The sequence below is a fragment of the Bacillus cereus group sp. Sample62 genome, from assembly GCF_036851315.1.
GTDB classification, from domain to species: domain Bacteria; phylum Bacillota; class Bacilli; order Bacillales; family Bacillaceae_G; genus Bacillus_A; species Bacillus_A wiedmannii.
Genome location: NZ_JAFLPK010000001.1, coordinates 12,501 through 27,500, shown reverse-complemented (window position 1 = coordinate 27,500; position 15,000 = coordinate 12,501). Strand labels below are relative to the sequence as shown.

Here is a 15,000-nt window from a genome sequence, read left to right as displayed (position 1 = left end):
GAGAAATCGCGCCACGTAACACGTGATATACACCTTGATACTCTTTCATCTTTTCCATTGCGATTACATCTTTCGGTTCCTGCACAACACAAATAACCGACTGATCTCGATGCGAATCATTACAAATATAACAAGGATCGCGGTCAGTAATATGTCCGCATACAGAACAATACGCTAAATCTCGCTTCGCATTCACAAGTGCTTTTGCAAAACCTAACACATCATCTTCTTTCATATCTAATACGAAAAATGCCAAGCGAACCGCTGTTTTCGGTCCGATCCCTGGCAACTTCATAAAACTATCAATTAATTTCGATATCGGTTCTGGATAATGCATATATCAGTATCCTCCTAGAACATTCCACCTGGTAAGTTCAAGCCTTTTGTAAATTTACCCATTGTAGAGTTTGAAAGTTCATCAGCTTTTTTAAGTGCATCATTCGTTGCAGCTAACACTAAGTCTTGTAACATTTCGATATCTTCTGGATCTACAACTTCTTCTTTAACTTTCACTTCAAGAATTTGCTTATGACCATTTGCAATAACTGTGACCATACCGCCGCCAGCTGTACCTTCAACTGTTTTCTCGCCAAGTTCTTCTTGCGCTTTTGCCATATCTTTTTGCATCTTTTGCATTTGTTTCATCATATTATTCATATTTCCCATTCCGCCACGCATCATAATTAATTCCTCCTAATTATTATTACTCTTTTATTTCAATAAGTTCTTGTCCTACTAATTTTACTGCCTCTTCTATAAGAGGATCTTCTTTTTTCTTTGGGCTTTCTTCAGAATTCTCGCCTTCACGCTGTAAAAAATCTTCACGGATTTTACCCCATTCGCTTTTTGGAATGGCAATCATATTTAATCTTTTACTTAACAGTTCAAATAAGGCTTGTTCCACTGTATCCATAGCCTCTCGGTTTTCGCTTGCCATTTTACAGTGAATCTCATATTGAAAAGCTAAAACGTAAGTATCATCCGAAGCTGCTACCGGTTCGCTATTTTCTAATAAAACAGCAAACGCTACTTTGTTGTATGCTTTGAGTCTCCCTAACAACTCACCCCACACAGCTTTTAATTGTTCTAAATCCTGACGCTTTGCTTGCTTTAACACTTCATTTACGCGTCCAACAGGAATTTTCATACTCCCTGTCCGCACTGGCTTTGGTGTTGCACGTGTCTCTCTGACTTCCTGCTGCACACCAGCCGGCACACCATTCTTTTTGACTTGTTCTAACTCTTTCTCCAATTGCTGCATCCTGTTCATAATTGCTTGTAAACGATCTGCACCGTTAGCTTGCATCATAAACTGTTGACACAGTTGTACCATAACAACTTCTAAGAAAATTCGCGGATGATTTGTCCACTTCATTTCCTGTTGTCCCTTACTAAGAGTATGAATGATTTCATAGATTACTTCCGGTTGCATTTCTTCACTTAACATCCGGAATTGCTCATCTACCATTACTCGTTCCAACATATGTTCCAGTTGTGGTGAAGTTTGATATAAAAGCATATCGCGATAATAGTAAATGAAATCCTCCATAAAACGAACTGGATCTTTCCCCTTACCCATCATCTCATCTATGATACGTAATGCTCTTGATACATCATTTTCACGTATACATTCTACTAAGTTACCTAAGTATTGCTGGGAAACAGAACCTGTCACAGCTAATACATCTTCTGTCGTAACTGTCTCATCACTATAAGATATTGCCTGATCAATAAGACTAAGCGCATCACGCATACCACCTTCAGCGGCACGTGCAACAATTTGTAACGCCTCATCTTCTACTTGCGTACCTTCATTCGTCACAACCGTCGATAATCTCTCAACAATATCATTTACTGATATTTTTCGAAATTCAAAACGCTGGCAACGTGAAATGATTGTAGGCGGAATCTTATGCGGTTCTGTTGTCGCCAAAATAAAGATGACGTGTCCTGGCGGCTCTTCTAACGTTTTTAAAAGCGCATTGAAGGCACCCATAGAAAGCATATGGACTTCATCAATAATGTATACTTTATATTCTACAGCACTTGGAGCATATTTTACTTTATCTCTAATATCTCGAATTTCATCTACACCGTTATTTGAAGCCGCATCAATTTCTAATACATCTGAAATAGATCCTTGTGTAATCCCCAAACAAGAAGGACATTCATTACAAGGTTCAGCTACCGGAGCATGTTCACAGTTGATTGCTTTTGCAAATACTTTTGCAATTGTCGTTTTTCCTGTTCCCCTCGGCCCAGAAAATAAATAAGCATGTGAAACTTTCTCTTGAAGAAGGGCATTTTGCAACGTTTTTGTCACGTGCTTTTGACCAACTACATCTTCAAATTTTTGCGGTCTCCATGTTCGGTATAACGCTTGGTATGACACGAAAATACGGCCTCCCTCAAAGGTTATTATCTCATTTATTATAACCCATTCTGTTTATAGATTCCAAAAGTTATTTTCTATACAAAAAACCCACCTTAGTATTAAGGTGAGTTTTGTATACATATATAACTGCCGTGCACCTTCTGTCGATTACGTACCATAAGCGTTACTCAAGCAGTTAGCTCGGTTCAGGCACTCCTGCGGCACACGAGAAGACCCGCTTATTGCTGCTTCCTTCCGGACCTGACAAGGTTCACGGGGTCCCGTTGCGCAGGACCCAAACGTCAACACCACTTACTTAAGGCAGACCTTACAGCAGCATAACCTCGAGAAGGGATTCGGCCTCGCTAGAGCGGATTGCGAGTATAGGGCACCGCTACCTCCCCGCTTAGCACGGCAAAGTTAAAACCAATATTCGGTTGCCTTCATTAAAAGGCATTATCAGTATAACTTGTTTTTTTATAAAATGCAAATACGTTAATTCTCGTTACTTTTCTCTAATTTTTTTATTGCTTTTCTTTTTTTACGAAGCTCTCTAAAAAAGTTTGTTAACAAAGTACCGCATTCTTCTTCTAACACACCAGCAACTACCTCGCATTGATGATTAAAACGTTCATCCGTTAAAAGATTCATCAACGTCCCTGCACATCCACCTTTCGGATCACTTGCACCATATACAACTCGCTTCACTCGTGATAAAACAATTCCACCTGCACACATCGGACAAGGCTCTAATGTTACATATAACGTCGCATCTTCTAAACGCCATGTCCCTAATTTTTTGCACGCCTCATCAATAGCTAATAACTCAGCGTGAGCTATTGATCTTTGTTCAGTTTCTCTTAAATTATGAGCAACACTAATTACTTCACCATCTAACACTATAACTGCACCAATCGGTACTTCTTGTATTGCCTCTGCTTTTTTAGCCTCTTCTATTGCTAACTGCATAAAATAAATATCTTGATCGTGTTCCATACCATAGTCCTTTCATCACAAATAAAATACACCTATTTCCATTTACTGCACATGGGATAACTTTTACAAATTCAATCCACCCTAATAAAAAAGAGAGGGGATTACATATGAAGAATACTGCCTTACTCATTATCGATATGATTAATGATTTTCAATTTTCACACGGGCCCATCTTAGCCAAAAAATGCGAAATTATAACAAACCCCATTTTACAATTAAAGAACACAATGAAATCCTTTGGCTACCCCATAATTTATGTTAATGACCATTATCAACTTTGGAGATCTGATATTGACCAACTAATTACTCATTGTACAAATGAATATAGTGAAAATATCATTCATAAGATTGCTCCAAATTCTGATGATTACATTTTTATTAAACCACATTACTCTGCTTTTTATGAAACACCTTTAAATTCTTTATTAGGCTATTTAAAAATAGAAAATCTAATATTAACAGGAGTCGCCGGGAATATATGTATCCTCTTTACAGCTAACGACGCTCATATGAGAAATTATACACTGTATGTACCACAGGACTGTATTGCCTCTAATCATGATCAGGATAATCTGCATGCTTTAAAAATAATGGAATCCACATTAAAAGCAAATATAGTACCGTCATCTCAAATAAAAATTACTTAATACATATATCTATTTTCTAACTTTTTATATCAAATTAACCCGCTCGCTTCCCTCTTGTGCTACAATAATTCTGTTTTGTGTTTTTAGTAGTCACGGTAAATCACTGATTGAAAGGAGGAAACAGCGTGACCGGAGTACCTTTTATCACGGTTGAAGGACCAATTGGTGTTGGAAAAACCTCACTTGCGAAGGCAATTTCAACTCACATGCAACTCCACTTACTAAAAGAGATTGTTGATGAAAATCCTTTTTTAGGAAAATTCTATGAAGACATCGACGAATGGAGTTTTCAAACAGAGATGTTCTTTCTTTGTAATAGATACAAACAATTAGAAGATATTAACATAAAGTATTTGAATCAAAGGAAGCCAGTAGTAGCGGATTATCATATATTTAAAAATTTAATTTTCGCATCCCGTACATTAAAGAATTCTCAATACGACAAGTACATGCAAATCTATCGTATCCTTACACAAGATATGCCTGTACCAAACGTTATCGTTTATTTAACAGCTAGCTTGGAAACATTACAAACACGAATTGCGATGCGCGGAAGAGAATTCGAAAAAAATATGGATCCAAATTACTTACTACAGCTCACAAAAGATTACGAAACAGCAATGGATACTTTTAAAAAGGATCATCCAGATATCCCAGTATTGAAATTTAACGGAGACGATATGGATTTTGTAAAAAATCCTGATGATTTAAACGTCATCATATCCGCCCTTCAAAATACGCTCTTAAAGGAGTCGAAATAACAATGAATTTAAGACAAAAATATGATATACCAAATGACGCAGTAATCACTATTGCTGGAACAGTAGGTGTCGGAAAATCAACTATGACAACTGCATTAGCTAACGCTTTAGGTTATCGCACATCATTTGAAAAGGTAGATTCGAACCCGTATTTGGACAAGTTCTATGCTGATTTCACACGCTGGAGCTTCCACTTGCAAGTGTACTTTTTAGCAGAACGATTTAAAGAACAAAAAAGAATTTTTGAATACGGTGGCGGTTTCGTTCAAGATCGCTCTATCTATGAAGACACTGGAATTTTTGCAAAGATGCATCATGAAAAAGGTACAATGACGGAAACTGATTATGAAACATACAAAGGTTTATTTGACGCTATGGTCATGACTCCTTACTTCCCTCATCCTGATTTATTAATTTACTTAGAAGGTTCTTTCGATGATATTGTTGATCGTATCCAAGAACGCGGACGTCCGATGGAACAACAAACACCAATTGAGTATTGGAAAGAGATGCATGGCCGTTACGAAAACTGGATTAATAACTTTAATGCATGCCCTGTTTTACGATTAAACATTAATGAATACGATATTTTAAAAGACGGTGATTCAATTGAACCAATCATTAAAAAAATTGGCCATTTTTTAAAACAAACACGTAAACTTGTAAAATAAAAAACCCGTGCATACGCACGGGTTTTTCTATTAAATTACTTCTTTTTTGTCGGAGCAATAATTTCACTCTCAGGTTTTCCAGCGTTAATACGCTGACGAACAGTACTTGTACTAATATCGTATGTTTCAGCAATCTCTTTAACAGTCATTTCTTTCCCGTTAATCACTGCTGTTAATACTTTACCTGTACGTTTTGGAGCTGCTTCTTTCTTTACAGCTTCTTTTTCAACTTTTTTTGGCGCCTCTACTTTTGTCGCAGTTTGCTTTACATCACAAGTGCAACCACAAAGTTTACGGAATGTATCATCGCTTATAATGCGTGACACATTTGCACCACTGTTTAAAATTCTATTGTTCTTACAGACAGGACATTGTACATAATATAAAGTTTTTCCATCTAAAGGAAACGTTTGTATAATAAGATCCATGTTGACTCCTTTCATATCTATGAAGATACTCATCGGAATATGAGTGTGTAATAAGGAGAAAATCGCCCTACACCATACTTTATGATTGGTTTTAAAATAAAAACTCGTTACGTGTTGGTAACGAGTTCTCCAATCTCCACTTATATGCGCTGTTGTCAATTATATCTGGAGGAGGTAGAGGGATTCGAACCCCCGCGCGACTCTCGCCGCCTGTCGGTTTTCAAGACCGATCCCTTCAGCCAGACTTGGGTATACCTCCATATTGACATCAAATATAATATCAAAAGAAAAACAGTTAGTCAACCCTACTAAAATAAATTATGAGGAAAGGGGAAATTTACCTTTCCCCTCCTACATTTCAGTACTGACAATGCTCATAATTACCAATCACTCATACCGATGAATGTTTAAATTTACTTAATAACTGCTTTTCCTCCCATATAAGGGCGAAGAACTTCTGGAATTATAATTGTACCATCTTCTTGTTGGTAGTTCTCTAAAATAGCTGCAACCGTACGACCAATTGCAAGACCAGATCCATTTAATGTATGAACATGTTCTGGTTTTCCGTTTGGCTCACGACGGAAACGGATATTTGCACGTCTCGCTTGGAAAGCCTCAAAATTACTACAAGAAGAAATTTCACGATATGTGCCATAGCTTGGAATCCATACTTCGATATCGTATTTCTTCGCTGCTGTAAACCCTAAATCGCCTGTGCACATGCTCATAACGCGATATGGCAACTCTAATAATTGTAACACGCGTTCTGCATCATTTGTTAGTTTTTCTAACTCTTCATAAGAATCTTCTGGTTTTACGAACTTTACAAGCTCTACTTTATTGAACTGATGCTGACGAATTAAGCCACGTGTATCACGACCAGCTGAACCTGCTTCAGAACGGAAACAAGAGCTGAATGCAGCATATCGTATAGGCAGTTGATCTTTATTTAAGATTTCATCACGATGCATGTTCGTTACAGGTACTTCAGCTGTTGGAATTAAGAAGTAATCTTCACTTTCAATACGGAATGCATCTTCTTCAAATTTCGGAAGTTGTCCTGTTCCTGTCATACTTGCACGGTTTACCATATACGGAGGTAATACTTCTTCGTATCCATGCTCGTCAGTATGAAGATCAAGCATAAAGCTAATTAAAGCACGCTCTAATCTCGCGCCAGCACCTTTATAAAATACGAAGCGGCTTCCCGTTACTTTCCCAGCACGCTCAAAATCTAAAATTCCTAAATCTGTAGCAAGATCCCAATGTGGTTTTGGTTCATAAGCAAATTCTTTCACTTCTCCCCAAGTACGTGCTACTACATTATCATCTTCTGTTTCACCAACTGGAGCAGATTCATGAGGAATATTTGGAATAGATAACATTAATCTTTCTAAATCTTCTTCAACTGTACGAAGTTCATTATCAAGATCTTTTACTTTTTCTCCAACTTCACGCATTTCTAGAATTAGAGCTTCTGCATCTTTCTTTTCACGCTTCAATACAGAGATTTGTTGAGATACTTCATTACGTTTACTTTTTAGTTCCTCTGTTTGAACAAGTAATTCTCTTCTTCTCGTATCCAGCTCTTCAAAGCGACCAAAATCAGTTAAATCTTCGCCTCTATGCTGTAACTTTGCTTTTACTTCTTCAAAATTTGTACGTAAAAATTTAATATCAAGCATTATATACTCCTCCTTTTATTTTATAAAACACAAAAAACTCCCGTCCCTATATAAAGGGACGGGAGTTAACCCGCGTTGCCACCCTAGTTGAAAGCATTACCGCTTTCCTCTCAAGTAGAAATAACGGCTCTTCACCGGGAATGTTTACTAATCATAAAGATATTCCACATTCCATTCCAGGATGGATTCACAAACTGTTTCTATCGATTTCCACCAACCATCGACTCTCTATAAGAAACGGCATTTGTTACTACTTCCTATCAACACGCTTATTTTATAAAATTGTTACCATCAATTTACTATAATCTTATACAAGTTGCAAGTTACTTAGACAACTTTTTTCATTTTCGCTTCTTTTACCATTTCTACAAAGTATGCTGTGACACGATGATCATCCGTTAATTCCGGATGGAATGAAGCAGCTAAAAACTGATTTTGTTTTACTGCTACCATTCGGTCACCATGTGTAGAAAGTACTTCAACATCATCAGCTACATTTACAACATACGGAGCACGGATAAATACACCAATAAATTCTTCTCCTACACCTTTAATTGAAAGTGCGACTTCAAAGCTATCTTTTTGGCGTCCGAACGCATTGCGTTCTACTGTAATATCCATAGCACCAATATGTGCTTCTTCATAGCCAATAAGTGTTTTTGCAAGAAGAATCATACCTGCACATGTACCAAACATTGGTTTACCAGACTTCGCGAATGTACGAAGTGGTTCCATGAAAGCATACTTATCAATAAGACGGCGCATTGTTGTACTTTCACCGCCTGGTAAAATAAGACCATCAATCTCTTCAAGTTGCTCTATACGCTTTACAACAACAGCTTCTGCACCACTTGCTTCAACTGATTTTATATGCTCACGAACTGCACCTTGAAGACCTAGCACACCGATTTTCACCATTTTAAAGTTCTCCTTCAATTACCATCCACGCTCTTGCATGCGTTGTTCTGGTAATAACGTTGAAATTTCGATACCTTTCATTGCATTACCTAATCCTTTAGAAAGGCTTGCAATTAGTTCGTAATCCTCATAATGAGTCGTCGCTTCAACGATTGCGCGTGCAAATTTCTCTGGATTTTCTGATTTGAAGATACCAGATCCTACGAATACACCATCCGCACCAAGTTGCATCATTAACGCTGCATCTGCTGGTGTTGCTACACCACCTGCTGCGAAGTTTACAACTGGCAAACGACCAAGGCGTTTAATTTCAAGTAGTACTTCATAAGGAGCACCAGTATTTTTTGCATATGTCATTAACTCATCTTCACGTAGACTTGCAACTTGACGGATTTCTGCATTGACTTGGCGCATATGACGCACTGCCTCTACAATGTTTCCTGTTCCTGGTTCACCTTTTGTACGAAGCATAGATGCACCTTCTGCAATACGACGCGCAGCTTCTCCGATATCACGGCAACCACATACAAATGGAACTGTGTAATCACGTTTATTTAAATGGTATACTTCATCAGCAGGAGTTAATACTTCACTCTCATCGATATAGTCTACCCCTAATGATTCTAATACACGTGCTTCTACAAGATGACCGATACGGCATTTTGCCATAACCGGAATTGAAACAGCACCCATAACTTCTTCAACGATTGTTGGGTCTGCCATACGAGAAACGCCACCTGCTGCACGAATATCTGCTGGTACACGCTCTAGTGCCATAACAGCAACTGCGCCTGCCTCTTCTGCAATTTTTGCTTGTTCAGCGTTAATTACGTCCATAATAACGCCGCCTTTTTGCATTTCTGCCATTCCACGTTTTACACGTTCTGTCCCTGTTACATTTGTCATGTTACAAAAACCCCCCTAGGTGAATTGCTTTTCCCCGTTAAAGGCGAAAATTAAGAATACTCTTACATTCTACCACTAACTATCAGATGCTTGTCTACTACTTTTTCATAAAGTCGGTATGAAAAATAGGAATAAGAAAAAGCCCCTACAATGAGGAGCTTTTAAAACCAACCTTTTACTGTATCAACAGCACTATTCCATATACTACCAAAGAAAGAACCTATTCCGCGCATAGAGCGAGTAAACCAATTTGCTTCCTCTACTGCAGACGTTGTTACAAGATCTATTTGTAATGACTTACCAGATAAAAATCCAGGGTCATTCGCATCTTTTGGTGTGATTACCATTTGGCCAAGTGCAGCTCCCTTTTTAATAGGTGCTTCTTGTCCCTTGTTTGCTTCTTTTAATTCTGTTTTATAAACATCTTTACTTCCTTTTGGCACTGGAAGTGAAACAGCTTGTTTTGTTTGAACTGCTACATCTTTATCTTTAGCATTTTCTACTCGTACTGTTTCTTGTCCTTTTACTGAAGAATCTTTTTTATACATTTGCTTCATTTCAAAGTTAGCAAATCCATAATCATATAGCTTCTTTGTTTCATCAAAACGTGCTGTATGAGAACTCGTTTTAATAACTACAGAAATAAAACGCATACCGTTTCTTTCAACCGTACCAGTGAAGCAATCCCCTGCTTCTGGAGTCGAGCCTGTTTTCAGGCCATCTACGCCATCATATTGTTTCACTAAGCCCTTTAACATCCAGTTCCAGTTTGACATTGCAAATTTCTCTTTTTCTGGACGGAATTCTTTTTTCGGGATTTTTGCTGTATCTAACACTTTTGGATAATCTTTAATTAAATGTTGTGCTAAAGTTGCAACATCCTTTGCAGACATTTTATTTTCTTCATCCGCTGTTGTTCCTTCAGGATGCATTCCCTTTAAATCTTTATTCGTTAAACCTGTAGAATTGACAAATTTATAATTTTTCAACCCTAATTCTTTTGATTTATCATTCATCATTTTTACGAAGTCTACTTCTTTACCTGCAATTGCTTCTGCTAATGCAATTGTTGCACCATTTGCAGAAAAGATTGCCATTGCTTCATATAACTCTTTTACTGTATAAGTGCCACCATTTTCTAATGCAACATTTGATAAAGAAGCATCTTGTGAAACTTTATACGCATATTCAGAAACCTTAACTTTTTGATCCCACTTAAGTTTTCCTTTATCCACTGCTTCATGAACTAAATACTCACTCATCATCTTTGTCATACTAGCAATTGATAATAATTCATCTGCATTCTTTTGATATAAAATTTTCCCAGAATTCGCTTCAACTAAAATTGCTGCACCTGCTTCAATGTTTAAAGCAGCTCCTGTTTCTGCTGATGCATTGCTATATGGTAACAACATACTACAAGCTAGTGTAAGCATTGTTACTAAAGCAACGAATCTTTTGCAAAACATACCTTTCACTTTTGCTACCCCCAATATCTATGTACTCACATAACCGTTATTCTAACATAATCAAAAAAAAATAGACAGAGATATCAAATCTCCGTCTATTTGTATATAAGACATTATAATGAGTAGTTTGGAGCCTCTTTTGTAATTTGTACGTGATGAGGGTGGCTTTCACGTAAACCAGCACCTGACATACGAATGAATTGTGCATTCTCACGTAAGAACTCTAAATTCTGCGCTCCGCAATATCCCATACCGGCACGTAATCCACCAACTAATTGATGAACTGTATCTGCTAAAGGTCCTTTATATGGTACTCGACCTTCAATACCTTCTGGAACAAGTTTTTTATTTCCTTCTTGGAAGTAACGGTCTTTACTTCCTTTTTCCATCGCTCCGACAGAACCCATACCACGATATACTTTAAATTGACGACCTTGGTAAATTTCAGTTTCTCCAGGGCTTTCAGCAACACCAGCAAACATACTACCTAGCATAACAACGTGTGCTCCTGCTGCTAAAGCTTTTACCATGTCACCAGAGTACTTAACGCCACCATCAGCAATAACTGGAATACCGTGTTTACGAGCTTCTGTTGCACAATCATAAACTGCTGTTAATTGTGGTACACCCACGCCAGCTACAACGCGTGTCGTACAAATAGAGCCTGGTCCAATACCAACTTTAACTACGTTTGCACCTGCTTCAATTAATGCTTTCGTTGCTTCAGCAGTAGCAACATTTCCAGCGATAATATTTAGTGCTGGATATTTCGCACGAACTTCTTTTACTTTATCAATAACACCTTGAGAATGTCCATGAGCTGTATCAAGTACGATTGCATCTACGCTAGCTTTTACTAATGCGTCGATACGAAGCATAGCATCAGCCGTTACACCAACCGCTGCTCCAACTAATAAGCGTCCTTGCTTATCCTTCGCAGAATTTGGGAATTCAATTACTTTTTCGATATCTTTTATTGTAATAAGCCCTTGTAATACACCGTTGTTATCAACGAGAGGGAGTTTTTCAATCTTGTACTTTTGTAGGATCTTTTCAGCTTCTTCCAGCGTTGTACCAACTGGAGCTGTAATTAGCTTTTCTTTTGTCATTACGTCGGAAATTTTGATTGAGTAGTCTTGGATAAAACGCATATCACGGTTTGTAATAATACCAACTAATTTTCGCTCGTCTAAATTATTTACAACCGGTACACCTGAGATACGGTATTTTCCCATAAGATGCTCTGCATCATATACTTGATGTTCTGGAGTTAAAAAGAAAGGATCTGAAATAACGCCACTTTCAGAACGTTTTACTTTATCAACTTGCTCCGCTTGTTGTTCAATAGACATGTTTTTATGAATAATTCCTAAACCGCCTTGACGAGCCATTGCAATAGCCATATCAGCTTCTGTTACTGTATCCATTCCTGCACTAATTAACGGGATATTTAACTGTAAGCTTTCAGATAAAACTGTTTTAACACTTACTTCTCTTGGTAGTACATCTGACTTTGCTGGTACAAGTAATACGTCATCAAAAGTCAAACCTTCTTTAACAAATTTAGATTCCCACATAATTGTTCCCCCCATGATACCAGAAATTATTATTAGTAGCTTATCAATTGGTTAAAATACTGTCAAGGACGTATATATATGTTAGAATTTTTAGACAATAAAAGGAGCGTAATATATGCATCAAACACATTGTACTTGGCAGCAATTAAGTTTCTTCTTTTCATCTCAAAATGTACAACGTTATCTTGCCCGTTGCTATGAAAAATCCTCCATACAAGATGCCGAAAAAAAAAGTTTCGAAAATTGTTATCCCTTTATTTATTACTTAGAACACGGGAAAAACTATTATGAATTATATAAGGTAGCCCCCTTTTCGATTCAGCCAATGTTATTGTTTTATGGAATAAGCCAACTTTTTAAAGCCTGCTTACTAACTATTGATCCTAACTATCCAGAATCCACTACTGTTTTAGCTCATGGTGTTACGACTCGTAAACGAAAAAAACAGGGGTATCAATTTTTAGAAGATGAGGTGAAGGTGCAAAAAAATGGATTATTTACTCATATTGCAGAACAGCTGTTTCACATGAAACACTTAGAAGCAGAGAAGTTTAACATGCTAGATCTAATGGGAAATATTCCTGAATTACAAAATTTATTTCGCTATAGTCAAAGAGGGACCACTTTATATAAAATCGATTCAACAAATACAAATGAACTTTCCTTTTCGGTCAACATACTAGATCGACTCCATATGACTACAGAAAGATTTTCACGTTACATTGAATCAACGTGTAAGCATTTATCCATACAACATGTTCCCGGGAAAACGAGCGGATCGAATTTGCTTTTTACAGCCCCTATCCAATCGTGGAATCCTATATATAGTACGCCCTTATACTACGAATATCTTGCTGATACTTATTACTTACCAATTACAACTGACCCGAGAAATCCTAAACCAGTATTACCTGAACTTCTTGTTCATTATTTATTGCTCTACAATTTAAGTATGATTTCTAGATACGAAACAGATTGGTGGTATGATTTACTTGGGAGTTATGGCTCTGAAGATTACCCATTTATTTATCAATTTCTTACTATTTCTGCTCAAAAAATCCCTTATTATATTTCGTCTTTTTTACTAGCAGAACCGATCCTATTTCATGGGAAATAAAAAAACACAAGTCAAAAGACTTGTGTTTTTAATTGCTTGGCGACGTCCTACTCTCACAGGGACAAGGTCCCAACTACCATCGGCGCTAGAGAGCTTAACTTCCGTGTTCGGTATGGGAACGGGTGTGACCTCTCTGCCATCATCACCAAACTATGAAGGCATATTCCTTCAAAACTAGATAACATTGCTACATATTATATGGTTAAGTCCTCGATCTATTAGTATTCGTCAGCTCCACATGTCACCGTGCTTCCACCTCGAACCTATCAACCTGATCATCTTTCAGGGATCTTACTAGCTTACGCTATGGGAAATCTCATCTTGAGGGGGGCTTCATGCTTAGATGCTTTCAGCACTTATCCCTTCCGCACATAGCTACCCAGCTATGCCCTTGGCAGAACAACTGGTACACCAGCGGTGCGTCCATCCCGGTCCTCTCGTACTAAGGACAGCTCCTCTCAAATTTCCTACGCCCACGACGGATAGGGACCGAACTGTCTCACGACGTTCTGAACCCAGCTCGCGTACCGCTTTAATGGGCGAACAGCCCAACCCTTGGGACCGACTACAGCCCCAGGATGCGATGAGCCGACATCGAGGTGCCAAACCTCCCCGTCGATGTGGACTCTTGGGGGAGATAAGCCTGTTATCCCCGGGGTAGCTTTTATCCGTTGAGCGATGGCCCTTCCATGCGGAACCACCGGATCACTAAGCCCGACTTTCGTCCCTGCTCGACTTGTAGGTCTCGCAGTCAAGCTCCCTTATGCCTTTGCACTCTACGAATGATTTCCAACCATTCTGAGGGAACCTTTGGGCGCCTCCGTTACACTTTAGGAGGCGACCGCCCCAGTCAAACTGCCCACCTGACACTGTCTCCCGGGTCGATAAGACCCGTAGGTTAGAATTTCAATACATTCAGGGCGGTATCCCACCAGCGCCTCCACCGAAGCTAGCGCTCCGGTTTCAATGGCTCCCGCCTATCCTGTACAAAATGTACCAAAATTCAATATCAGGCTACAGTAAAGCTCCACGGGGTCTTTCCGTCCTGTCGCGGGTAACCTGCATCTTCACAGGTACTATAATTTCACCGAGTCTCTGGTTGAGACAGTGCCCAAATCGTTACACCTTTCGTGCGGGTCGGAACTTACCCGACAAGGAATTTCGCTACCTTAGGACCGTTATAGTTACGGCCGCCGTTTACTGGGGCTTCAGTTCAGAGCTTCGCTTACGCTAACCCCTCTCCTTAACCTTCCAGCACCGGGCAGGTGTCAGCCCCTATACTTCGCCTTACGGCTTCGCAGAGACCTGTGTTTTTGCTAAACAGTCGCTTGGGCCTATTCACTGCGGCTTTCCGTTAAGAAAGCACCCCTTCTCCCGAAGTTACGGGGTCATTTTGCCGAGTTCCTTAACCAGAGTTCTCTCGCACACCTTAGGATTCTCTCCTCGCC

General features: G+C 38.7%; 14 protein-coding genes, 1 tRNA gene, 2 rRNA genes, 1 other RNA gene and 1 other annotated feature (2 of these 19 running past the window's edge). Of the genes, 4 read left to right on the top strand and 14 right to left on the bottom strand.

The window, feature by feature from the left end:
• The 5 genes from recR to tadA form a co-directional block, all read right to left on the bottom strand.
• Positions 1-337 carry the 5' portion of a recombination protein RecR gene (gene recR, locus J0835_RS00135; protein WP_043938863.1) on the bottom strand. The gene continues 260 nt to the left of window position 1, outside the view, so 337 of the gene's 597 nt are visible here — the first part of the coding sequence; its start codon is at positions 335-337; its stop codon lies beyond the left edge, outside the window.
• A gap of 14 nt (positions 338-351) precedes the next feature.
• Positions 352-678, bottom strand: a complete 327-nt coding sequence (locus J0835_RS00130) for a YbaB/EbfC family nucleoid-associated protein (protein ID WP_170771173.1) — start codon at positions 676-678, stop codon at positions 352-354.
• Between the two features lie 25 nt (positions 679-703).
• Positions 704-2,392 carry a DNA polymerase III subunit gamma/tau gene (gene dnaX / locus J0835_RS00125; RefSeq protein WP_087979092.1) on the bottom strand — a complete coding sequence of 563 codons (1,689 nt, stop codon included), beginning with the start codon at positions 2,390-2,392 and terminating at the stop codon, positions 704-706.
• Positions 2,393-2,524: 132 nt separating this feature from the next.
• Positions 2,525-2,789: signal recognition particle sRNA large type (gene ffs, locus J0835_RS00120), an RNA gene on the bottom strand.
• Between the two features lie 80 nt (positions 2,790-2,869).
• Positions 2,870-3,370, bottom strand: coding sequence for a tRNA adenosine(34) deaminase TadA (gene tadA / locus J0835_RS00115; protein ID WP_002108901.1), 501 nt, complete (start codon positions 3,368-3,370; stop codon positions 2,870-2,872).
• A gap of 107 nt (positions 3,371-3,477) precedes the next feature.
• Between tadA and J0835_RS00110 the strand changes: the two genes are divergently transcribed.
• From J0835_RS00110 to J0835_RS00100, 3 genes are all read left to right on the top strand, one after another.
• Positions 3,478-4,017, top strand: coding sequence for an isochorismatase family cysteine hydrolase (locus J0835_RS00110; protein WP_087979090.1), 540 nt, complete (start codon positions 3,478-3,480; stop codon positions 4,015-4,017).
• Positions 4,018-4,142: 125 nt separating this feature from the next.
• Entirely contained in the window at positions 4,143-4,778 is a 636-nt protein-coding gene (locus J0835_RS00105) for a deoxynucleoside kinase (RefSeq protein WP_087979089.1), read from the top strand.
• A 2-nt stretch (positions 4,779-4,780) separates the two neighbouring features.
• A complete protein-coding gene (locus tag J0835_RS00100) occupies positions 4,781-5,449 on the top strand; it encodes a deoxynucleoside kinase (RefSeq protein WP_001053583.1) in 669 nt (222 codons plus the stop codon).
• Between the two features lie 35 nt (positions 5,450-5,484).
• Here the strand turns inward: J0835_RS00100 and J0835_RS00095 are convergent, their stop codons facing one another.
• The 7 genes from J0835_RS00095 to guaB all read right to left on the bottom strand — a co-directional run bounded on the left by J0835_RS00095 (position 5,485) and on the right by guaB (position 12,435).
• Positions 5,485-5,877 carry a DUF3797 domain-containing protein gene (locus J0835_RS00095; RefSeq protein ID WP_140386630.1) on the bottom strand — a complete coding sequence of 131 codons (393 nt, stop codon included), beginning with the start codon at positions 5,875-5,877 and terminating at the stop codon, positions 5,485-5,487.
• A 166-nt stretch (positions 5,878-6,043) separates the two neighbouring features.
• Positions 6,044-6,136: transfer RNA gene (locus J0835_RS00090), tRNA-Ser, on the bottom strand.
• 154 nt (positions 6,137-6,290) lie between these two features.
• On the bottom strand, positions 6,291-7,565 hold the full coding sequence (gene serS, locus J0835_RS00085; protein ID WP_000884182.1) for a serine--tRNA ligase: 1,275 nt from the start codon (positions 7,563-7,565) through the stop codon (positions 6,291-6,293).
• A gap of 51 nt (positions 7,566-7,616) precedes the next feature.
• Positions 7,617-7,838, bottom strand: a binding site (T-box leader).
• A 54-nt stretch (positions 7,839-7,892) separates the two neighbouring features.
• Entirely contained in the window at positions 7,893-8,483 is a 591-nt protein-coding gene (pdxT, locus tag J0835_RS00080) for a pyridoxal 5'-phosphate synthase glutaminase subunit PdxT (RefSeq protein ID WP_000238773.1), read from the bottom strand.
• A gap of 18 nt (positions 8,484-8,501) precedes the next feature.
• Positions 8,502-9,389: a pyridoxal 5'-phosphate synthase lyase subunit PdxS gene (gene pdxS / locus J0835_RS00075; protein ID WP_000186157.1), complete on the bottom strand. Its 888-nt coding sequence runs from the start codon at positions 9,387-9,389 to the stop codon at positions 8,502-8,504.
• 161 nt (positions 9,390-9,550) lie between these two features.
• The gene (gene dacA / locus J0835_RS00070) at positions 9,551-10,858 is read right to left on the bottom strand and encodes a D-alanyl-D-alanine carboxypeptidase DacA (protein WP_140386629.1); all 1,308 of its coding nucleotides are present in this window, start codon (positions 10,856-10,858) and stop codon (positions 9,551-9,553) included.
• 113 nt (positions 10,859-10,971) lie between these two features.
• Positions 10,972-12,435, bottom strand: a complete 1,464-nt coding sequence (guaB, locus tag J0835_RS00065; RefSeq protein WP_063261967.1) for an IMP dehydrogenase — start codon at positions 12,433-12,435, stop codon at positions 10,972-10,974.
• Positions 12,436-12,550: 115 nt separating this feature from the next.
• Between guaB and J0835_RS00060 the strand changes: the two genes are divergently transcribed.
• Complete coding sequence (locus tag J0835_RS00060; RefSeq protein WP_087979086.1) at positions 12,551-13,552, top strand: YaaC family protein; 1,002 nt, start codon at positions 12,551-12,553, stop codon at positions 13,550-13,552.
• A gap of 34 nt (positions 13,553-13,586) precedes the next feature.
• Here J0835_RS00060 and rrf read toward each other — a convergent pair.
• Positions 13,587-13,702 (bottom strand): 5S ribosomal RNA (gene rrf / locus J0835_RS00055).
• 48 nt (positions 13,703-13,750) lie between these two features.
• A 23S ribosomal RNA gene (locus J0835_RS00050) occupies positions 13,751-15,000 on the bottom strand (it continues 1,672 nt past the right edge of the window).